The organism is Phytopseudomonas argentinensis (assembly GCF_900113905.1).
Lineage (GTDB): Bacteria > Pseudomonadota > Gammaproteobacteria > Pseudomonadales > Pseudomonadaceae > Aquipseudomonas > Aquipseudomonas argentinensis.
Genome location: NZ_FORC01000001.1, coordinates 809,930 through 830,680, shown reverse-complemented (window position 1 = coordinate 830,680; position 20,751 = coordinate 809,930). Strand labels below are relative to the sequence as shown.

The window sequence follows — 20,751 nt, the reverse complement described above, 5'->3', positions numbered from 1 at the left end:
CCGTGCCTGTTGTGAACGAAAAAGCTGGGGCACTCTCCGCCGTTTCAAGCCACTAACCCAGAACCCTATCGCCACAAGCAAGGAGTTCATGATGAAAGTACTGATGGTGCTGACTTCCCACGACCAGCTCGGCAACACTGACGCGAAAACCGGCTTCTGGCTCGAGGAGTTCGCTGCGCCTTACTACGTGTTCAAGGATGCCGGTGCCGACATCGTGCTGGCGTCGCCTGCTGGTGGCCAGCCGCCGCTGGATCCGAAAAGTGATGCGCCCGATGCGCAGACCGATGCTACCCGTCGTTTCAAGGCCGACGCCGAGGCGCAGCGCCAACTGGCCAGCACCGTGAAGCTCGCCTCGGTGAGCCAGCAGGATTTCGATACTGTGTTCTATCCTGGCGGCCACGGCCCGTTGTGGGACCTGGCCGAATCGCGCGAATCCATCGCCCTGATCGAAGCTTTCGAGCGTGCCGGCAAACCCATTGGCTTCGTCTGCCACGCGCCGGGCGCGCTGCGCCATGTCAAGGCTGTGGACGGTAGCCCGTTGGTGAAGGGGCGTCGAGTTACCGGTTTCAGCAACAGCGAAGAGGCCGGCGTACAGCTGACCGACGTGGTGCCGTTTCTGATCGAAGACGAGTTCCAGAAGCTCGGCGGGCAATATGAAAAGGGCGAGGACTGGGGCTCCTTCGTGATCGAGGATGGCAAACTGGTCACCGGCCAGAACCCGGCCAGTTCCGAAGCTGCTGCCGAGGCACTGCTGGCGCAGCTCAAGTAAATCTCTCGGCCGCAGCGCCACCGCCTGGCGCTTCAGCCAAGGCGCAGAAGGCGGTGCTGATGGGCATGAAGGTGATTATTTAATGCAATTGTGAGTGAATCGCAGTTGGATTATGATCGCGACCCCTCCCATTAGGACCGTCTTTCCATGCGCTGGAGTCGTGCTTCAATCTGCCTGTTGTCCCTGTGTTCCGTCGGCGTTCACGCCGCTTCGCTGACCGTGCCGGAAGACGGCGCGCTGGAACTTCCCGACTCCGTCGTTACCGGCAGCGCAGAAAGCGCGACCGGCCCCGTGCAAGGCTATGCGGCAACTCGCTCGGCGAGCGCCACGCGCACCGATACCGCTCTGCATGAAACGCCGCAATCGGTCAGCGTGGTACCGCGCGACGTGATCGACGACATCTCCGCCACGCGCCTGCAGCAAGCCCTGGACCAGGCCGGCGGCGTTGGCCGTGCCAATAACTTTGGCGGCCAGGGGCTGACGACCTTCACCGTACGTGGTTTCACCACGGGCGAGTTCTACCGCAACGGTTTTCCGATCAACCGCGGCTACCCCAACTCGCCGGATGCCAACACCCTGGAACGTGTGGAAGTGCTGCGTGGCCCGGCCGCGACACTGTATGGCCGTGGCGACCCCGGCGGTACATTCAACGTGGTCACCAAGCAGCCGCTGGCCGAGCAGCGCACCACCATCGGCAGCCAGTTCACCGACCAGGGCCTGCGCCGTGGCACGCTGGACACGGGCGGTCCGCTGGACGAAGAAGGCCGCCTGGCCTATCGCCTGAACGTGGTCGGCGAGGGCGGCGACAGCTTCCGTGACGATGTGGAGAGCGAGCGGTACGGCATCGCCCCGGTGCTCAGCTGGCAGGTGTCCGATGACACGCGCATCACCTTCGAAGGTGATTTCATGCGTAACAACCACCCGCTCGATCGCGGCCTGACCCACTACCCGGGACAGCGTGGTCAGCCCAGCCATTCGACCTATTACTGGGAGAAGGGCACCGACAATATGCTGCATAACGACAACGACATGGTGCAGCTGCGTTTCGAGCATCAGCTCAATGACGATTGGTCGTTGGCTGGCGGTTATCAGTATCTGGATGGTTCCCTCAAGGGCAACGCAGTCGAGGCCAACGGGATTGCCGCTGATAACGTGACGCTGAATCGTAACTTCAATTACCGCAAGCTGGAGTGGACCGATCACGATTTCCAGCTCAACCTTACCGGTCACTTCGAGACAATGGGCTTCGCCCACACGCTGATCACCGGTGTCGAGTACGAAGATTACGATTACAGCTCGATCATCAATCGTTCTACCGCCGCCTACCCGATCAATATTTTCGATCCGGTGCTCGGTCAGCCTCGCCCCGCACTCGGCAATATCACGACGCATGATCGCGAGAACCTGAAAACCTGGGCTGCGTTCGTGCAAGACCAAATCGCGCTGACCGAGCGCTTCAAGGTGCTGGGCGGTGTTCGCCTGGAGCGCTTCGAACACAAATACGATGATCTACGGATAAACAACGCAGACTGGGAAAAGGCCGACAACGCCGTGACCCCGCGCGTCGGCGTCATCTATGACCTGACCGATAGCGTCGCGGTCTACGCCAACGCCTCCAAATCCTTCAAGCCCAACTCCGGCGCGGCGCGCCTGGGCGGCGGTTTTGACCCGGAAGAGGGCAAGGCTTACGAGCTCGGCATGAAGTGGGCAGCGCTGGATGGCCTGCTGAATATCGATACGGCGGTGTTCCATACCATCAAGGAAAACGTGCAGACCGTCGACCCGGTGGATCCCAGCTTTCGCATCGCCGCTGGTGAAGTGCGCAGCCGTGGTTTCGAGGTCAACGTGGCGGGCGAGCTGACGCCCGAGTGGCGAGTAATCGGCGGCTACGCCTATGTGGATGCCGAAGTCACAAAGGACAGCACGCTGCCCAAAGGCACGCGCCTGGCCAATATCCCGCGCAACGCCTTCAATCTGCTTAACGTCTATGAGTTCCATGACGGCGCCTTGCGTGGCCTCGGCCTGGGCGTCAACCTCAAGTACGTGGATGAGCGTGCTGGGCAGACGACCGCGACCACCTACACGATGACCGACTACACGGTTACCGACCTGCTGAGCTTCTACAAGGTCAACGAGCACCTACGCCTGAACCTGGACGTGAGGAACGTGTTCAACAAGGGTTATGAGGAAGGTTCGTTTAACGCCTACGCCTACCCGGGCGAGCCACGCACCGTGCAGACCGGCTTCACCTACACCTTCTGATAACCCGTAGCGCTCAGGCGAAGGCCTGAGCGCTTAGCGGTTGGACCACCGGCCGCCCCTGACGATCCTTCAGAATATCCACCGCCACGCCATAGGTGCTCTGCAGCAACTCTGCGGTGACGATCTCGCCTGGGTGGCCGCTGGCGGCCAGTTGGCCGTCGACCAGCACCAGCAGGTTGTCGGCGTACTGGCAGGCCAGGTTCAGGTCGTGCAGCACCACCACCGTCACCAGGTTGCGGCTGCGCGTCTCCTGGCGCACGCGGTCGAGCAGGGCGATCTGGTGGCGCAGGTCGAGGGCGCTGACTGGCTCGTCGAGCAGCATCACCCTGGGTTCGCGCATCAGCACCTGGGCGAAGAACGCCATCTGCCGCTGCCCGCCGCTGAGCGAGCCGATGCTGCGCCCGGCCAGGTGGGCGATGCCGACCTGGGAGAGCTTTTCCATGGCGCGCTGCAATTGCTCATCGTCCAGACGCAAGCCGATCTGCCCGAGGTTACCCAGCACCACCACTTCGAGCACCGACAGTGACACCTCGGTGCTGCAATCCTGGGGCATATAGGCAAAGTCGCGCCGCCAAGCTTCGAGCACGCCTCGACTGGCCGCCCCAGCGCCGCGGCTGTGTTCGCCATGGGTGATGGCGCCGCCGGCCAGTGGCAGGTCGCCGGCCATGGCGCGCAGCAGGGTGGTCTTGCCGGTGCCATTGGGGCCCAGCACCACATGGATGGCGCCCGGCTCCAACGTGGTACTCAGGCCATGCAGGATGGTGCGCCCGGAGCGGGCGAGGGCAAGGTTGTCGAGCTGGATCATGTGCGGCCTCGCTGCGGGGCGAAGATCAGCCAGAGCAGGAACGGCACGCCGACGATGGCGGTGACGATACCGATGGGAAACAGCGCGCCCGGCACGATGGACTTGGACAGCACCGACGCCGCCGACAGCATGAAGGCGCCGCAGATGGCCGACAGCGGCAGCAAAAAGCGCTGATCCTCACCGACCAGCATCCGCGCGATATGCGGCGACACCAGGCCGACGAAGCCGATCACGCCGACGAAGCTGGTTGCCGTGGCGGTCATCACCGCCACCAGAATCAGGATCTTCAGGCGCAGTACGCGGATGTTCACACCCAGGCTCACCGCGCGGGTTTCGCCCAGGCTCAGGGCCGCCAGCTTCCAGGCATCGCCCATCAGGATCACGCAGCACAGCAGGGTCACACCGGCGGTGATGCCCAGGGTCGTCCAGGTCGCCTTGCCGAGGTTGCCGAACAGCCAGAACAGAATCTGCTGCGACAACTCCGGCGAGGACAGAAACTGCACCAGCGACAGCAGCGACTGGAACAGGAACAGCATGGCGATGCCGCCCAGGATGATCGTATGGCTGCCGGCGTGGCGTAGCGTGGCCAGGGCGAACAGAAACACCACTGCCAGCATCGAACAGGCGAAGGCGCCCAGTGGCACGCCGATCAGCGGGCCCAGCCCGAAACTGCCGAAGGCCAGGCTCAGCGCCGCGCCAAAGCCGGCCGCGGCGGCCATGCCCAGGGTGTAGGGGCTGGCCATGGGGTTGTTGAGCAGGGTCTGCATCTGCGCGCCACCGGCGCCGAGCGCCGCACCGACGGCCAGTGCCATCAGCGCCACGGGCAGGCGCAGGTCATGCACGATGGTATCGGTCATCGCCGCACGCTCGCCAATGTTCAACAGTGAGCGCAGCACGTCCCACGGCGAGAGCATCGACGGCCCGGTGGCGATGTCCAGCACCAGACAGGCGCCGCACAGCAGGGTGAACAGCAGGCAGTTGCGCCAGCGCTTGCGCTCGCGCAGTCGGTGCTCGGCAATGGCGTCGCGCTCGACCGCCGATGGCACCATGGCTTCAGGCTTATTCATGGGCGCTGATGGCATAGGTGCCCTCGAGCGGGATCGGCAGGTACTTGCGATAGTAATTCATGTAGTTGGCCATTGGGTCGAGATCGGCGAACAGATCCGGGTACAGCTGCTTGGCAATGAACTGCAGCATGGTGAAGTCGCCCAGGCTGCGCGAAGCGCCCTGGTAAACGCCGTACAAGCGACCATCACGAATCGCCGGCAGTTCCGCCCAGCCCGGCCGCGCGGCGAAAGCCTGCAGCTGCTTGCGCGCCGTGGCTTCGTCTACGCCAGGGCCCATGGGCAGGGCGCTGGGGTTGCTGTTGTCTTCACGGCCGGAAATGATGATCACCTCGGGGCGCGCAACCAGCACCTGCTCAGGGTTGATCTGGCCCCAGGCCTTTACATAGGGTGCGGCGATATTGTCGCCGCCGACCGCGGCAGCCATGGCGCCCCACATGTTATTGCCATAGGTGAAGGAGTATTCGGCCGGGCCCTTGTTGCCGAACTCGATATAGATGCGCGGCTTGGGCTTGTTGGCCTTGGCGATGCGCGTCTCGATATCCCTGACCGCTGCGCTGTACAGGTCCGCCAGCTCACGGGCGCGAGCCTGCTGGCCGGTCACTTCGCCGAGCAGCAGGGTGGAGTTCACATGGCGTTCCAGGGTCTGGGCGTTGTAGTCGATCACCAGCACCGGCACGCCGGCTTTCTCCAGCCGCGCCACCTCATCGGGCAGCGCCTGGAATTGCCAGTCGGTCAGCACCAGCAGATCCGGCTCCAGGCTCAGCACCTTCTCGACCGAAAAACTCTGGGTTTCCACTTCGCCAACATCGGCCAGGGTGTCCAGCTGCGGGAAGCGCTCCACATAGCGCTTCCAAATTGTCGGCACCTTACGCTCCCAGGCCCCACGGGAAATCCCCACCACCGAATCGAACGCCTTCTCGCCACCGACGGCTGCGTAATCCTCGAAGTTGAACCCCAGCACCACCCGTTTGGCTGGTAGCGTCACGGTGACGCTACGTCCCAACACATCAACCACCTGCCCGGCGTGACAAAGGCTAGAAAAAAGAAAAGCGATAACCATTACTACTAGTGGGTAAGCGCGTTGCTTGCTCATCGTCTCGTTGTCCGTTTTAACCGTGGTAGGCGTTGCTGGGCCAAGTATGCCGTACGTCAGGCAGATACAAAAAAGCCCTGCAGGGGCAGGGCTTTAGTGTTTCTGATCTGGAGCGGGCTAAGGGAATCGAACCCTCGTCATGAGCTTGGGAAGCTCAGGTAATGCCATTATACGAAGCCCGCATCGAGGGCGACTTTATACCCGAATTCGCTGGCGAAATGAAGCCTGCGTTAGCCGTTGAGCGAAAAGCCGGGCATCTTCGGCTCGCAGCCAGGGCTTCATACGGCCATGGCGTGCAGGCCGGGGTGTGGCGTGAAGCGTTTGCCGCTGGCGCTGTGTTGTAGAAAGCCCAGCACGGCGTTTTGGGTCTGCAGCCAGGCACCTTTGTGTTCCATGTCGATGAAATGGCCGGTGTTGCTAACCTTGGCGAAGTGGCAGTCGGTGATGTAACGGGCCATCAGGCGGGCGTCAGCGACCGAGGTGTATTCGTCGAGTTCGCCGTTGATGAACAGCAGCGGGATACCGATGCCGCCCAAGCGGTCCAGTTGGCAGTGGGCCTGCATGCGCAGCACCTGATGCACGTGGGCGTTCATCTGCCGGTATTCGTGGGCGGACAGGCGGCTGGTGTGCTTGTGGTTGTAACGCTTGAACAGCGAGGGCAGGTGCTTGCCGATGGTGGTGTTGATCAGGTGGCCGACCTTGTCGCCGTCCTCCTGATTCAGGCACACCAGGGCGCGGCCCAGGTAGTCGAGCATCGGCTCGTTGAGGATTGGCGAGAACGAGGCAAAGATGGCTTTTTCCAGGGTAGGCGGGCGTTTGCTCAGGGCCAGCATGCTGGCTATGCCGCCCCAGGAAAACGACATCAGGTACTGGGCCCCGTAGTGGTCAATCAGGTCGAGCAGGATCGCCGCTTCGTCTTCCTTGGTTATGCAATGCTCGTTGCGGTTGTGCGCTCGCGACTGGCCGGCGTAGGGCTGGTCGAAAAGCACCACGTTGAACTGGGTGCCGAGGTATTTGACCGTCTGCGCGAAGGACGCGGTGGTTGCCAGCGAGCCGTTGACCAGGATGATGGTCTTCTGCGCCGAGGGGTTGGCGTGAAATTCGGTATGTACCTTGTACGTCCTGTGAACATCGATGACAGCGATTGCTGGCTTCATATGGATTCCTCCGGGCGCAAAAGATGAACCTGGCTGACGGCGAACCGTGAACCGGCAAGTCACCTAGCTAGGAAAGCGCCTGGATATGACAAGGCAATGTCAGGCTGGAGGGTCTTGTGATTGGATGGTTAGCGCAGGTTTCAGGACTGTAAGGAAAAGGCTTGGGCGTGCGCTCTTCTCAACAGCCAGGCGCCCATTTTCCAGGGCACACAGACCATCGGCGGCGGCAGTTCAGACGCTGGCGATTTCTGCCGTGCTGAGGGCGCGGTACTGGCCGGGCGCCAGTTGCGGATCGAGGACGATCTCGCCCATGCGTTCGCGATGCAGGGCGACGACGCGGTTGCGGAAGTGGCCGAACATGCGTTTGACCTGATGGTAGCGGCCTTCGAACAGGGTCAGCCGGGCGTGATGGCTGTCCAGCACGTCGAGTTCGGCGGGCAGGGTGGTGAGGTCTTCGAAGGCGAAGTACAGGCCGCGGGCGAAGACTTCGGCGTACTCGTCGGTGATCGGCTGCTCGGTTGTGACGTGGTAGACCTTGGGCTTGCGCTCTTGCGGTTGGGTGATGCGCCGCGACCAGCGCCCATCGTTGGTGATCAGCAGCAGGCCACTGGTGTTGAGGTCCAGCCGCCCGGCCAGGTGCAGCTCGTGCTTGTCAGGCTCATCGAGCAGATCGAGCACGGTGCTGTGTTCGTCGTGCTCGGTGGCGCTGACCACGCCGACCGGTTTGTGCAGCATCCAGTAGCGCGCGCTGCGCCCGGCCTGCAGCAGTTCGTCGTCCAGCTCCACGCGCTGGAAGTCGCGGATATCGAAGCGCGGATCAAAGATGATCTCGCCGTCCACGCGCAGGCGGCCGGCGCTGATTAGCAGGCGGCTGTCCTGGCGACTGAAGCGCGGGAAGTTACTCAGGAAGCGATCCAGGCGCATGGTTCAGTCGGGCTCGCGGTCGTGCTCTTGGGAAACAGAGCTGTGCACGGTCCCCGCGCAGCGCGGGCACAGGCAGGCACGGTTCAAGGCCTCGGGCGGCAGTTCCTGCAGCGCTTGCGGCTGGACCTCGACTTCGAAGCACCAGCAATGCGTCACCTCGTTGTCGCTCGTGGCCTGGGCGCAACTGTTGGGCTGGCCGCAGGCGGGGCACAGGTTGGTGTTCATCGGGCTGGCTCGCGCAGCTGGTCGTACCCGGCCTGTTTGCCGGCAGCAGGCCAAGCCCGCAGGATGAGCATTGGCAAGCGAGCGCTGGCGGTTTGGGCGGGCGGTGACGGCAAGGTGCTGGCTTCTTGAGGCGTGGCCGCCATGCTAGGTGGGCGATGCCCAGGGCGCAAGCCGAGCGACGCGAAGCATGGGGTTCGCGCCGCCTGGTCGAGGCGTTTACGCCTGTTCGATAACGGCCACCCGCTGGCCGGCGCGCACCGCGGTGCCCGGTTGCACGCGAATCTCGCGGACGATGCCGGCCACCGGCGCGGTCAGCGGGATCTCCATCTTCATTGATTCCAGAATCACCAGCACGTCGCCGGCATCGACCGCGGTGCCTTCCTCGACCTGCACCTGCCAGAGGTTGCCGGCGATATGGCTGTCGACGCTGTGCTGGCCAGCGTCGAGCGGCGCATCCTCGGTCACTTCGGCCACGCCTTCCTCGCTCTCGAAGTGCGCCTGGCCGGAGTCGATCCAGCGTTGCCGTTCGGCGGCGAAGGCCGTGCGCTGCTGGTCACGGAAGGCGGCGATGCCATCGGCTTCTTCGCTGAGGAATTGCTGGTAGTCGGCCAGGGCCAGCTCGCTTTCCTCGATACGCAGCTCGAAGCGACCGAGCGGGAAGTCGCGGCGGATGCGCAGCAATTCATCGGCACTGACCGGGTAGAAGCGGATCTGGTCGAAGAAGCGCAGCAGCCAGGGCTTGCCCCCAAACGCCGCCACCTCGCGGTAGCGGTTCCACATCTGCAGGGTGCGGCCGACGAACTGATAACCGCCGGGGCCTTCCATGCCGTACACGCACATATAGGCGCCGCCGATGCCCACCGAGTTTTCGGCGGTCCAGGTGCGCGCCGGGTTGTACTTGGTGGTGACCAGGCGATGGCGCGGGTCGAGCGGCGTGGCCACTGGCGCACCGAGGTAGACGTCACCCAGGCCCATGACCAGATAGCTGGCGTCGAACACGGTGCGGTAGACCTCATCCAGATTCGGCAGGTCGTTGATGCGGCGGATGAACTCCAGGTTGCTCGGGCACCAGGGGGCGTCCTTGCGCACGGTGGTCATGTACTTGTCGATGGCCAACTGGCAGGCCGGGTCGTCCCAGGACAGCGGCAGGTGGACGATACGTGACGGCACCTTGAGGTCACGCGCGGCACACACGGCGTCCCATTCGCCGGCGACGATATCCAGCAGTTTGCGCAGCGCCAGGGTTTCCGGCTGGTAGTGTACTTGCAGCGAGCGGATGCCGGGCGTCAGGTCGATCACGCCGTCGAGCTTCTTGGCTTCCAGTGCCTGCATCAGCGCATGGCCGCGGAAGCGCAGCACCAGATCCAGCTCGGGCTGGCCGATTTCCAGCAGCAGGTGAGTATCGCCAGACAGGCGCGCGACCAGGCGGGTATCGTCCTGGCCGATATCCAGCACGATGGGGTTTTGTAGTTCGGATGCCTTTATGGGAGCGGATTTATCCGCGATATGGGTGTCGTCTGCATCGCGGCTAAAGCGGAGCGCCGCCCGGCCGCTCTCACAGAGTTCTGCGTATTCGCGTGCATTGTTCTGTGCCAACTCCCGCGCCGTGGCGATATCCACCGGCACGAAGCGCACCTTGTCGCCGGCCTTCAGTTGGCCGAGCTGCCAGAGGTCGGCCTCGATGATGGTCACCGGGCAGACGAAACCGCCCAGGCTTGGGCCGTCCGGGCCGAGGATCACCGGCATGTCACCAGTGAAATCCACCGCGCCGATGGCGTAGGGATTGTCGTGGATGTTCGAGGGATGCAGGCCAGCTTCGCCGCCGCTGTCGCGCACCCACTCGGGCTTTGGCCCGATCAGGCGCACGCCGGTGCGGCTGGAGTTGAAGTGCACTTCCCAGGCGGTGGCGAAAAAGCTGTCGATATAGGCGGGCGTGAAGTATTCCGGCGCGCCGTGGGGGCCATAGATCACGCGGATTTCGCGCACCGCGGGCAGGGCGGGGTACAGCTCGGCGGGCAGTTGGGCACCGGCCTGGCGATCTGCCAGAGCGGGGATATGCAGCACGTCCCCGGCGCGCAGGGCGCGACCGCCGTGACCGCCGAACTGGCCGAGGGTGAAGGTGCTCTTGCTGCCCAGGTAATCCGGCACTTGGATGCCGCCACGAATGCTGAGATAGCTACGCGCGCCGGGCCCATTGATGGTACCGAGGGCCAGGGTGCTGCCGGCCTTGATCAGCAGCGCGGTGTTGATCGGCTGGGCGATGCCATCGATGCTCAGGGGGATTTCGGCGCCGGTCACGGCGATCACCGCATCGGTGTTGAAGCGCAGCAGCGGGCCGCTCATGGTGATTTCCAGCGCAGCGGCGCCTGCCTCATTGCCGAGCAGGCGGTTGCCCAGGCGCAGGGCACGGCTGTCCATCGGCCCGGACGGCGGCACGCCGACGGCCCAGTAGCCAAGGCGACCAGGGAAGTCCTGCACGGTGGTCTGGGTGCCGGCGCTCAGCAACTCGAAGGTAGTGGCCTGGTAGACCAGATTCTCCAGGCAGCGTGTCCACGGCGAGCCGCTGGCGAAGGGCGCGTCAGCAAGGATCTGGCGCAGGTAGTCGCGGTTGCATTCCACGCCGTACAGCACCGAGTGGGCCAGTGCATCGTCTAGCGCGGCGCTGGCTTGTGCACGGGTTGGCTGCCAGGTGATCAGCTTGGCGATCATCGGGTCGAAGTAGGGCGGAATCTCGCAGCCGGCCTCGACCCAGGTGTCGATACGCAGCGCCTTGCCGTCGGCTTCGGGAAACTGCACGGCGGTGAGCAGGCCGGGGCTGGGCTGGAAGTCACGGCCCGGGTCTTCTGCATACAGCCGCGCCTGAATGGCATGGCCGCTGGGCTGTAGTCGTGCTGCCAATTCGCTTAGCGGCGGCAGATCGCCGGCGGCCAGCTCGATCATCCAGCGCACCAGGTCGACGCCCCACACCTGTTCGGTGACGCCGTGCTCGACCTGCAGGCGGGTATTCACTTCCAGGAAGTAGAAACGCTCGGCCTCGCTGTCATAGACGAATTCGACGGTGCCGGCGCTGCGATAGCTGACCGCTTTGGCCAGCTTGATCGCCGCGGCGCACAGCTCGTCGGCCATGCCGGCGGGCAGGTTGGGCGCCGGGGTTTCTTCCAGCACCTTCTGGTTGCGGCGCTGCACCGAGCAGTCGCGCACGCCGAGGGCGATCACTTCACCCTGGCCATCGCCGAATACCTGCACTTCCAGGTGGCGGGCACGCTGGATGTATTTTTCGATAAATACGCCGCTGTCGCTGAAGTTGTTCTCACCCAGGCGTTTGACCGCCTCGAAGGCGTCGGAGAGCTCGGCGGCCGAACGGCAGACGCGCATGCCGATACCGCCGCCACCAGCGGTGCTTTTCAGCATCACCGGGTAGCCGACCTGTTCGCCTGCGACCAGCGCGGCGTCGAGGTTTTCCAACAGCTCGGTGCCTTCGAGCATCGGCACGCCGTGCTGCTTGGCCAGGGCACGGGCGGTGTGCTTGAGGCCGAACACGCGCAGTTGCTCGGGCGTCGGGCCGACGAAGGCGATACCGGCCGCTTCGCAGGCTTCGGCGAAGGCGGCGTTTTCGGAGAGAAAACCGTAGCCCGGGTGGATGGCTTCGGCGCCGGTCTGTTTGGCGACGCCGAGAATCTTGTCGATCTCCAGATAAGTTTGCGCGGCCGGGCCCTCACCGAGGGAGAGCGCCTCGTCGGCCTGCTGGATATGCCGGCTGGCCACATCGGCTTCGGAATAGACGGCGACGCCTTTGACGTCGAGCTCACGCAGGGTACGCAGGATGCGGCAGGCGATGGCGCCGCGGTTGGCGATCAAGAGTTTGTCGAACATCTTCATTGAGCCTCGAAGGGCATGGCGGGCCGTCCCGCCGGTCTTGGGTCTGCACCACGGCCGTCCGTGGTGGCTTTGTTCGAGTAGCGAGGTGTCTTTCGTTGGGTCGCGTAGGTGAAATCCGCGAGTGCATTGATGGGTTTCACCTACGCGGCCCGACCCATCCGACGGGCCTACGTTTTCACCAATTTGGTGGACGTGAAGAGCGACGGCTACGCGCCCCGATCCACCCTACGAGTCGCGGTTTTTCTGGGGAGCGATGTTCAGGCATTGCCCTGAACGGCTCTGGCAGATCAGCAGCAGGAAGCGGCGCAGGCATTGGCTCAGTTCCATACCAGCACCTCGGCAGGCGTCGGGTTCCAGCCGTTGCAGGGGTTGTTGAGCTGCGGGCAATTGGAGATCAGCACGATCACGTCGGTCTCGGCGCGCAGCTCGACGTACTTGCCCGGCGCGGAGATGCCGTCCTCGAAAGTCAGGCCGCCCTCTGGCGTGACCGGCACGTTCATGAAGAAGTTGATATTGGCGCCGATGTCGCGCTTCTCCAGGCGGCCGTCGTGCAGGCTGGCGCGCAGGAAGTTGTCGCGGCAGCTGTGCATATAGCGCTTGTCCAGCGCGTAACGCACGGTGTTGCTCTCCTGGGCGCAGGCGCCGCCGAGGGTATCGTGGCGCCCACAGGTGTCGGCAACGATGGTCAGCAGCGGCTTGCCGAGGTTGGAGTAGAGCACCGTGCCAGTGGTCAGGTAGACGTTGTTCTGCTTGCGCAGGGTGCGCTGCGGATCGAATCGCTCGCGCGGGTTGGCGGCGGCGAAGAACAGGGTATCGATCGCCTGGTTGCCTTCCAGGTCATGCAGGCGCAGGGTCTGCCCGGCCTTGACCTCGAACAGGTAGGGCTCACCCGCCGGGATGGTGTGGCGCAGCACGGCGGTTTCGGGATGCAGGTTGCTGGCGGTCAGTTTCATGTCGGCATCCTCAGAGGTACTGGCGTTCGGTGTTGTGGAAGGCGCGGCCGTTTTCCGGGCGTGAGGTGCGGCACAGCACGCTGATGCCGTCGCTTTGCACCTTGCTCCAGGCCAGTTGCACCGGCTTGGGGGCGTATTGCGGGTTGGGGTCCATCGGGTGTTGCAGGGCGGTGAGCACCACCAGGGTGTCCATCGGCGCGTACAGCTCGATGTAGTCACCCGCCTGGCTGTTGCCGGGTTGGAACTGAAAGGCGCCGTTTGCATCGACGTCCACGCGGCTGAACAGGTTGAGGTTCATCAGCAGGTCCGGAAGGGCGAGGTTCCACTTGCCCATTTCCACCAGCAGGTTGTCCGTGCCGTTGCGGAAGAAGCCGTTGCGCAGTTCCTGGTAGCGGCCCTGGCCGTACTTCTCGGCGACTTCATCGGCATTCAGTACGCCGCCGAAGCTATCGTGCCAGCCGCAGGTGTCGGCGGTGATGGCCGCCAGTACCTTGCCCATGTCCGAGTACAGGCAATAGCCGGCGGTGAGCTTGGCGGTGTGCTGGCCCTTGAGGGTGTCGGGCAGGTTCAGGCGCTCGCTTTTCTCGACGGCGTTGAACAGCAGCAGGCTGACGTTGGCGCCGCCTTCGATATCGGTGAGGCGCAGCAGTTGGCCGCGCTTGAGCACGAACGAGGTATGGCCGCCGCCGGGGACGGTTTCCTCATAGAGGGTGGGGCGCAGGGTTAGAGAGGCAGTCATGCTCGGACTCCTTGTTGGGCAGTTGGCAGGCCGTCGGTCAGGTGGGCCGGCAGCGTGTCGAGCGCGGCACGGACGGCTCGGCGATCTTCGTTGAGAGGAATGTCGTAGGTGATGCGCGCGCCAAAGGCGTTTGGCGCGTGTGGGTCGATGCGGGTCTTGTCGAACACCATCAGGCGGGTGCCGAGGCTGAAGCCTTCGGACAGGTCGTGGGTGACCATGAATACGGTCAGCCCGGTTTCGCGCCACAGTTCGAGCAGCAGGGCGTGCATGTCCTTGCGGATGCCGGGATCCAACGCGCCGAAGGGTTCGTCGAGCAGCAGTACACGGGGTTTCATGATCAGTGCCTGGGCAATCGCCAGGCGTTGCTGCATGCCGCCGGATAGCTGGCTGGGGTATTTGTCGAGGGCATGGCCAAGGCCGACTTTCTGCAGCAGCTCGGCGGCCTGTTCCCGGGCGGCGCGCTTGGCGCTGCCGAACAGCCGGCCGAGCAGAGCGGAGCACGGCAGCTCCAGGCCGATGGCGACGTTATCCAACACGCTCAGGTGCGGGAATACCGAGTAGCGCTGAAACACCACGCCACGGCTGGCATCCGGCTCGCCGGCCAGCGGTGTACCGTCCAGCAGGATCTCGCCCTTGCTGGGGCGCTCCTGGCCCAGCAGCAGGCGCAGGAAGGTCGACTTGCCGCAACCGGATGCACCGACCAGGGTGCAGAACTCGCCTTCGGCGATGGACAGGTTCAGGCGTTCCAGAACGGTTTGTTCGCCATAAACCTGCCAAACGTTTTTTACTTGAATAAAGGCGCTCATGTTTTTGCTCCCTCGTACCAGGGAAAGCACAGCCGCGTCAGTTGGCGCAGACCCAGGTCCATCAGCCAGGCGAGCAGGGTGATCCACAGCACGTACGGCAGGATCACGTCCATGGCCATGTAGCGGCGTACCAGGAAGATGCGATAGCCGAGGCCGTCGGTACTGGCGATGGCTTCGGCAGCGATCAGGAACAGCCAGGCGGAGCCCAGCACCAGGCGTAAAGCGATGAGCAGGCGTGGTAGCAGCTGCGGCAGTACCACGCGCAGGATTAGCGTCCAGGTGCTGGCGCCAAGGGTCTGCGCCTTGATCAGCAGTTCCTGGGGGATTTCCCGGGCGCGCTGCTCCAGATCGCGCGCCAGGATCGGGGTGATGCCGATGACGATCAGCATCACCTTGGACAGCTCACCGAGGCCAAAAACGATGAACAGGATCGGCAATATCGCCAACGGCGGCACCATCGACAGCACAGTGAGCAGTGGTGACAGCGGTGCCCCTAGCAGCGGCAGAATGCCCGCGGCGATACCCAGGCACAGCCCGACCACGGCAGCGATGCCGATACCCAAGCCGAGGCGCGTGAGGCTCGAGGTGGTGTCCCGCCAGAAGGCGTATTCGCCGGTGCGCTTGTCTTCGGTAAAGGCCATGCGGTCGACGGCCGCAACCATCTGGCTGGCGCTGGGCAGCAACTTGTCGTTGGGGTTGTCTGCCAGGCGCTGCGCCGACGCCGTGAAGTAGGCGAACAGCAGCAGCGCGAATGGCAGCAACACCAGCAGCAGGCGGCCGGCCCGGTCGGGATGTCGGTTTATCAGGCGCATGGCGATCTCGTTATGCGTGTTGGGGTTGCGAGGCGGTGGTCCGATCCACCCCGCACTCCCAGGAGGATCAAAGCTGGCCGTCGGCAGCCATCTGCATGTAGGTCGGGTCGAAGCGCAGCTTGAGGTTGCCCTGATCACCCGTGGTCACGCCGCCCGCGAAGCTCATGCCGATGGCATCGGCGCTCTGCGCGCCCTCGCCGAGCAGGCCGTGATCGAAGGAGAAGGCTGCGACCTTGCTCATGGTTTCCGGCAGACGCGGGCTCTTGGTGAAGGCCACGGCGTCCTTGGCGCTGTAGAACATCTTGGTGGTGGCGAGCTGCGCCTCGTAACTCTTCAGGTCGGTGCCCGAGGCCTTGGCCATGTGCTCGCGGGCCGCCTGGCCGGCAGCGCCGCTGTCGCCCATGGTCGCCATGATTTCGTACCAGGCACCGGTCAGCGCCTTGCCCAGGGCCGGGTTGTCCTTGAGGGTGTCGCTGTTGACCACCATCAGGTCAATGATTTCGCCGGGAATCTGGCTGGAATCGAAGACCTTGGTCACCCCGGGCGTGGCTTCGATCTCGGCGAGCAGCGGGTTCCAGGTGGTGACAGCGGTGACGTCCTGGGTGGCGAAGGCGGCGACCATGTCGGCATCCGAGGTGTTCACCACCTTCAGGTCACGCTCGCTCAAGCCTGCTTTTTCCAGACCACAGGCGAGCAGGTAGTGGGAGACCGAGAGCTCGACCAGGTTGACGTTCTGGCCCTTGAGGTCGGCAAGGGTTTTCTTCTCGCCCTTGAGCACTACGCCGTCGTTGCCGTTGGAGAAGTCGCCGACGATCAGCGCGGTGCTGTCTACGCCACCGGCGGCGGGGATGGTCAGGGCGTCCATGTTGGTCATGGTGCAACCGTCGAACTGGCCGGCGCTGTACTGGTTGATCGACTCGACGTAGTCATTGATCTGCACCACGTCGATGCTGATGCCGTATTTGTCAGCCCATTTGTTGACGATCCCTTGGGCGTCGCCATATTCCCAGGGCATCCAGCCGGCGTAGATGGTCCAGCACACGCTGAAACTGTCCTTTTGCGCAGCCTGGCTGTTGATCGCGAGGGCTGCCGCCAGACCGGCGGCGAGAACGGAGAAGAGACGGGGCTTGCGCATGAGGACCTCCAGTTCGAGAAAGGGCGGGCAGGAGTGCGCGGCATGTCCCATTACTGGGGCGCGTTCTCCCGGGCTTTTGTCCCGCCGTGTAACCCCTCGAGGAGGTCGCCAACTCTCGGACCAGTCATTCGCCGTTTGTTGGCGAACCGGAACCCTAGTCAGCTATTGCAAGTTGTGATGCCGCTGTCCTGGCCGATGCCGAGGATTTTCCTGCTCGACAGGGTATAAGCGAGGATCGTGCCAGGCGAAAGAATGCGCTGTGGCGTAGGGCCGCCTGCTCCGGATGGGCGAGGTAGCTGCGCTCTGCTGGTGCGTTGAGAATGGGTTGTGCGCGATTTCGGCGCGCCGGCCTGGGCCGCGTCGCGCCGAATGATTGTTGCCACTGACCGACGAGTGGAGCGGATTCAGCGTAGCTGGAATTGTCTGATGGCTGGGGATATCCCCCCGGCATCGGCAGCCGCTGATGTGCGTTTCGCGGTCGAAGGAGGCCGCCCCATGATCCGTAAATCCATGCTCGTTGCGTTGTTGGGTTTCTCGCTGACAGGTTGTGCCGTGTACGGCGACAGTCGCTATGGCAATCGCTATTACGAACGTGAGTACCGCCCCGGCACCTATGTGGAGCGCACCGAGGTGTATGGCGCACCCCGCGTATACGTCTATGAGGATCGTCGCTACGACCGGCGCTACACGCCGCCCGTCTACCATGCACCGCCGCCCGGGTATTACACGCCGCCACCGCCGCCGCGCCACTACAACCCGCCGGGTTATGAACAACGCTATTACGGTCGCCATGATCGCAATCGCCGTGACTACCGCCCGGCGCCACGGCCAGGTTGGGAAGCGCAGCGCCATCACTACCAGCAACAGCAACGCCAGCGCTATGCGCCGCCACAATGGCAGCAACGCGAGGCGCCCCGGCGTATCCAGGGGATGCCCGAGCGTCGGCGCTGAAAGCCGTACCGATGCTTACCGCGGTGCGCATCGGTACGTTCGTCGCCTGTAGTGGCATCTAGCAATTGTTTTTTGTGTGCCCGCGCCGCACCATGACGACGTTGCTTATCTGGAAGCATTGTCGTGCCCATCGGCGGTTCTGGCGTTCTCTCACCTCGTTATCGCTGGCCGTTGCTGGTGGCGTGGCTGCTCGCCCTGTCGCTGGTGGCTGGCGGCCTGCATGCGCAGTGGGACTTCCAGCGTATCGCCGCTCGAGCCGAACAGCTGTATGGTCCATTGGGCGCCGGCAAACCCCGCATCGATGCCTGGCAACGGCTGCTCGACGAGCAGCGCAACGCCCCGGAGGCCGACCAGCTCAAGGCCGTGAACCGGTTTTTCAACCTGCAATTGCGTTTCCGTGACGACCAGGAAATCTGGGGCGTTGCCGACTACTGGGCGACGCCCGTCGAGGCGCTGATGCGCGGCGCCGCCGATTGCGAAGATTACGCCATCGCCAAGTACTTCAGCCTGCGTGAGCTGGGCGTACCGAGCGAGAAGCTGCGCATCACCTACGTCAAGGCGGTGCGCCTGAACCAGGCACATATGGTGCTGACCTATTACCCGACCCCCACCTCGGTACCGCTGGTACTGGATAACCTGATCGATGCCATCGAGCCCGCCACCGAGCGCAATGACCTGGTGCCCGTGTATGCCTTCAATGCCGAAGGGCTCTGGGTGCCGGGGCCGGCTGGCGGCAAGCAGGTGGGAGACAGCAAGCGCCTTTCGCGCTGGCAGGATTTGTTGAAGAAGATGCGCGCTGAAGGGTTTCCCTAAGGCGTAGCGAGGAGTTGTGCATGTCACTGTTCAAGCAGTTGTGTGTCGCCATCTGCGTGCTGATGCTGGTGAGTTTCGCCGGCAGCGTCGTGGTCAACGTGGAGAGTTCGCGCGGGCAGCAGGTCAACCAGCTGCGCTCCCATGCGCAGGACGCCGCCACGGCACTGGGCCTGTCGCTCGGTTCGCACCTGGACGACCCGGCGATGCTGGAACTGATGGTCAGCTCGATTTTCGACAGTGGCTATTTCGAGAGCATCCGGGTGATCGGCCCGGATGAAAAGGTGCTGGTCGAGCGCTCCGGCCCGAGTCTGGGCCGAGGTGCGCCGCAGTGGTTCGCCGATCTGGTGAACCTGGCGCCAGCCCAGGGCGACGCCATCGTCAGTGATGGCTGGAATCAGGCTGCGCGGGTCGAGGTGGTCAGCCACCCGTATTTCGCCATCGCCAAACTGTGGCAGACCGCCTACGCCACCTTCCTGTGGCTGGCGCTGATCAGCCTGCTGTGCATTGCCCTGGGTGTGCTGCTGCTCAAGCGCCAACTGCGCCCGCTGGAATACATGGTCGAGCAGTCCAACGCCATCGCTCGCCGCGAGTTCCTCAGCGCGCCGAACCTGCCGCGTACCCCCGAGTTTCGCCGGGTGGTCAACGCCATGAACCAGATGGTGGAGAAGCTCAAGACGCTGTTCGACGAGGAGGCCTCGCGCAGTGAGAAACTGCACGCTGAAGCCTATCAGGACAGCCTGACCGGCCTAGCCAACCGCCGCTATTTCGACCTAGACCTGCAGGCCCGTCTGACCGGAGAGGAGCGCGCCAGCAGCGGTGCACTGATGCTGTTGCGGGTCAATGACCTTGTCGGTCTGAACCAGCGTATCGGCGGGCAACGTACCGACCAGTTGCTCAAGGCGGTGGCCGAGCAGTTGCAGCAGGTCAGCCAGGGGCGGTTCCTGCTAGCGCGCAACCGCGGCGGCGAATTCGCCTTGCTGGCCGCCGGTGTCGACCGTCAGGAGGCCGAGCATTTGGCCGAACAGCTGTGCGGTGCCCTGCTGACGTTGCAGCAGACCGGCGCCAGTGATTGCTCGCCAGTGGCCCATATCGGCATCACCACCTTCGCACCGGGAGCGAACAGCAGCGAGCTGTACAGTGCGCTGGATGCCGCCCTGGCCGAGGCGGTCAGCAACGGCCGCAAGCATTGGGCGTTCGTCGAGCATCGCCAGCAGGCCGCTGCCAACGGCGAGCGCAACGACTGGCATCACCTGCTGGACAGCGCCCTGCAGCAGGGGCAGTTCCTGCAATACGTGCAGCCGGTGGTCAATGCGGCCGACCCGACTCAGGTGCTGCACAACAAGGTATTGGCGCGCCTGCTCGACGCGCGCGGCGAAACCATTCCCGCCGGTCAGTTCCTGCCGTGGCTCGAGCGCTTCGGCTGGACCGCCCGCCTGGACCTGGTAATGCTCGACGCCTTGCTGGCGCAACTCGCCAATCATGAAGGGCAGGTGGCACTGAGCCTGTCGGGAATCACCGTGCGTGACCCGCAGGCCCTGCAAGAGGTCTATGAGCGCCTGCGCATGAATCCGGCAGTCAGTGGTCGTCTGATCCTGGAATTGGATGAGAGCCAGTTGCCGGGTGCGGCAGAGCTCGAAGCCATCACGCGAAAGCTGCGCAGCCTGGGCGTCGAACTTGGCCTGCAGCACTTCGGTGGGCGCTTCAGCATGATCGGCAATCTGGCCAAGCTGGGCCTGGCCTACCTGAAGGTGGACGGCAGCTTTATCCGCGGCATCGATCAGGAAAGCGACAAGCGCCTGTTCATCGAGGCCATGCAGCGGGCGGCCAATAGCATCGATCTGCCGTTGATCGCCGAGCGGGTGGAAACCCGTGGGGAGTGGGAAGTGTTGCAGACGATGGGAGTCAGCGGCGTACAGGGGCGCCTGTTCAGCGAGCCGGCCGCCTGGGCCTGATCAGATCAGGCCGCGTTCTTCGTCATTGATCAACCTGTTCATGCCGCCGAGTGCATCGCGCGCTCGGCTACGCCCCATCAGCTTGCTCTGGGCCGCTTCCGGCAGGTCGGTGATGCGTACCACGCCTTTCTTGATCAGTACGTCGATCAAGTCCTCGAGTACACGGATCATATCCAGGTCGCTCTGCTTGAGCTGCAGCAGGCTGCTTTCCACATTCTGGTTGGAAAACCAGGCCCGGGCTTCTTCGCTATCGGCTGGAAGCTCGCCATTCATTCCTTCGAAAGGTTCGGGCTGCACGCGCAGCAGTGCACCCTCGGCATTACGTTTTATATAGAACACGGGCTTTCTCCGATAAACCTGTCTGCCAAAGCTTAGCGCCCCGCCACGCAAGTGTGGCGGGGCATCGGCC

General features: G+C 63.8%; 18 protein-coding genes, 1 tRNA gene and 1 riboswitch. Of the genes, 5 read left to right on the top strand and 14 right to left on the bottom strand.

Annotation, left to right across the window (positions count from 1 at the left end; genetic code table 11):
• Window positions 1–91: 91 nt before the first annotated feature.
• Both BM154_RS03755 and BM154_RS03750 read left to right on the top strand, forming a co-directional pair.
• Window positions 92–769, top strand: a complete 678-nt coding sequence (locus tag BM154_RS03755) for a type 1 glutamine amidotransferase domain-containing protein (RefSeq protein WP_074881048.1) — start codon at window positions 92–94, stop codon at window positions 767–769.
• 147 nt (window positions 770–916) lie between these two features.
• The gene (locus tag BM154_RS03750; RefSeq protein WP_074881047.1) at window positions 917–3,031 is read left to right on the top strand and encodes a TonB-dependent siderophore receptor; all 2,115 of its coding nucleotides are present in this window, start codon (window positions 917–919) and stop codon (window positions 3,029–3,031) included.
• A 13-nt stretch (window positions 3,032–3,044) separates the two neighbouring features.
• Here BM154_RS03750 and BM154_RS03745 read toward each other — a convergent pair whose 3' ends face one another.
• From BM154_RS03745 to BM154_RS03685, 13 genes are all read right to left on the bottom strand, one after another.
• On the bottom strand, window positions 3,045–3,836 hold the full coding sequence (locus tag BM154_RS03745) for an ABC transporter ATP-binding protein (RefSeq protein ID WP_074881046.1): 792 nt from the start codon (window positions 3,834–3,836) through the stop codon (window positions 3,045–3,047).
• A complete protein-coding gene (locus tag BM154_RS03740) occupies window positions 3,833–4,903 on the bottom strand; it encodes a FecCD family ABC transporter permease (protein WP_244157054.1) in 1,071 nt (356 codons plus the stop codon). The genes BM154_RS03745 and BM154_RS03740 overlap by 4 nt, the downstream gene beginning before the upstream one ends.
• Window positions 4,896–5,909 (bottom strand): ABC transporter substrate-binding protein, encoded by a 1,014-nt coding sequence (locus BM154_RS03735; protein ID WP_244157052.1) that lies wholly within the window; start codon window positions 5,907–5,909, stop codon window positions 4,896–4,898. The genes BM154_RS03740 and BM154_RS03735 overlap by 8 nt, the downstream gene beginning before the upstream one ends.
• A gap of 195 nt (window positions 5,910–6,104) precedes the next feature.
• A tRNA-Gly gene (locus BM154_RS03730) sits at window positions 6,105–6,178 on the bottom strand.
• Window positions 6,179–6,274: 96 nt separating this feature from the next.
• Window positions 6,275–7,153 carry an alpha/beta fold hydrolase gene (locus BM154_RS03725; RefSeq protein ID WP_074881043.1) on the bottom strand — a complete coding sequence of 293 codons (879 nt, stop codon included), beginning with the start codon at window positions 7,151–7,153 and terminating at the stop codon, window positions 6,275–6,277.
• A gap of 231 nt (window positions 7,154–7,384) precedes the next feature.
• Window positions 7,385–8,077, bottom strand: a complete 693-nt coding sequence (locus BM154_RS03720) for a pseudouridine synthase (protein ID WP_074881042.1) — start codon at window positions 8,075–8,077, stop codon at window positions 7,385–7,387.
• A gap of 3 nt (window positions 8,078–8,080) precedes the next feature.
• Window positions 8,081–8,302: a cysteine-rich CWC family protein gene (locus BM154_RS03715; RefSeq protein ID WP_074881041.1), complete on the bottom strand. Its 222-nt coding sequence runs from the start codon at window positions 8,300–8,302 to the stop codon at window positions 8,081–8,083.
• 216 nt (window positions 8,303–8,518) lie between these two features.
• Window positions 8,519–12,175, bottom strand: coding sequence for an urea carboxylase (gene uca, locus BM154_RS03710; RefSeq protein WP_074882346.1), 3,657 nt, complete (start codon window positions 12,173–12,175; stop codon window positions 8,519–8,521).
• A 323-nt stretch (window positions 12,176–12,498) separates the two neighbouring features.
• Window positions 12,499–13,134 (bottom strand): urea amidolyase associated protein UAAP2, encoded by a 636-nt coding sequence (locus BM154_RS03705; protein ID WP_074881040.1) that lies wholly within the window; start codon window positions 13,132–13,134, stop codon window positions 12,499–12,501.
• Window positions 13,135–13,144: 10 nt separating this feature from the next.
• Window positions 13,145–13,873 carry an urea amidolyase associated protein UAAP1 gene (locus BM154_RS03700; protein WP_074881039.1) on the bottom strand — a complete coding sequence of 243 codons (729 nt, stop codon included), beginning with the start codon at window positions 13,871–13,873 and terminating at the stop codon, window positions 13,145–13,147.
• Complete coding sequence (locus BM154_RS03695) at window positions 13,870–14,679, bottom strand: ABC transporter ATP-binding protein (protein WP_074881038.1); 810 nt, start codon at window positions 14,677–14,679, stop codon at window positions 13,870–13,872. Before BM154_RS03695 ends, BM154_RS03700 begins: the two co-directional genes overlap by 4 nt.
• Window positions 14,676–15,491 carry an ABC transporter permease gene (locus BM154_RS03690; protein ID WP_074881037.1) on the bottom strand — a complete coding sequence of 272 codons (816 nt, stop codon included), beginning with the start codon at window positions 15,489–15,491 and terminating at the stop codon, window positions 14,676–14,678. The genes BM154_RS03695 and BM154_RS03690 overlap by 4 nt, the downstream gene beginning before the upstream one ends.
• Window positions 15,492–15,558: 67 nt before the next feature.
• On the bottom strand, window positions 15,559–16,626 hold the full coding sequence (locus tag BM154_RS03685) for a putative urea ABC transporter substrate-binding protein (RefSeq protein WP_074881036.1): 1,068 nt from the start codon (window positions 16,624–16,626) through the stop codon (window positions 15,559–15,561).
• 63 nt (window positions 16,627–16,689) lie between these two features.
• Window positions 16,690–16,795: riboswitch (guanidine-I (ykkC/yxkD leader) on the bottom strand.
• A 326-nt stretch (window positions 16,796–17,121) separates the two neighbouring features.
• Here BM154_RS03685 and BM154_RS03680 point away from each other — a divergent pair.
• The 3 genes from BM154_RS03680 (at window position 17,122) to lapD (ending at window position 20,342) form a co-directional block, all read left to right on the top strand.
• Complete coding sequence (locus BM154_RS03680) at window positions 17,122–17,577, top strand: hypothetical protein (RefSeq protein ID WP_074881035.1); 456 nt, start codon at window positions 17,122–17,124, stop codon at window positions 17,575–17,577.
• Window positions 17,578–17,700: 123 nt separating this feature from the next.
• Window positions 17,701–18,390: a cysteine protease LapG gene (lapG, locus tag BM154_RS03675; protein ID WP_139225378.1), complete on the top strand. Its 690-nt coding sequence runs from the start codon at window positions 17,701–17,703 to the stop codon at window positions 18,388–18,390.
• Window positions 18,391–18,410: 20 nt separating this feature from the next.
• Window positions 18,411–20,342 carry a cyclic di-GMP receptor LapD gene (gene lapD / locus BM154_RS03670; RefSeq protein ID WP_074881034.1) on the top strand — a complete coding sequence of 644 codons (1,932 nt, stop codon included), beginning with the start codon at window positions 18,411–18,413 and terminating at the stop codon, window positions 20,340–20,342.
• Here the strand turns inward: lapD and BM154_RS03665 are convergent, their stop codons facing one another.
• Window positions 20,343–20,681: a tryptophan synthase subunit beta gene (locus BM154_RS03665; protein ID WP_074881033.1), complete on the bottom strand. Its 339-nt coding sequence runs from the start codon at window positions 20,679–20,681 to the stop codon at window positions 20,343–20,345.
• Between the last annotated feature and the right edge of the window lie 70 nt (window positions 20,682–20,751).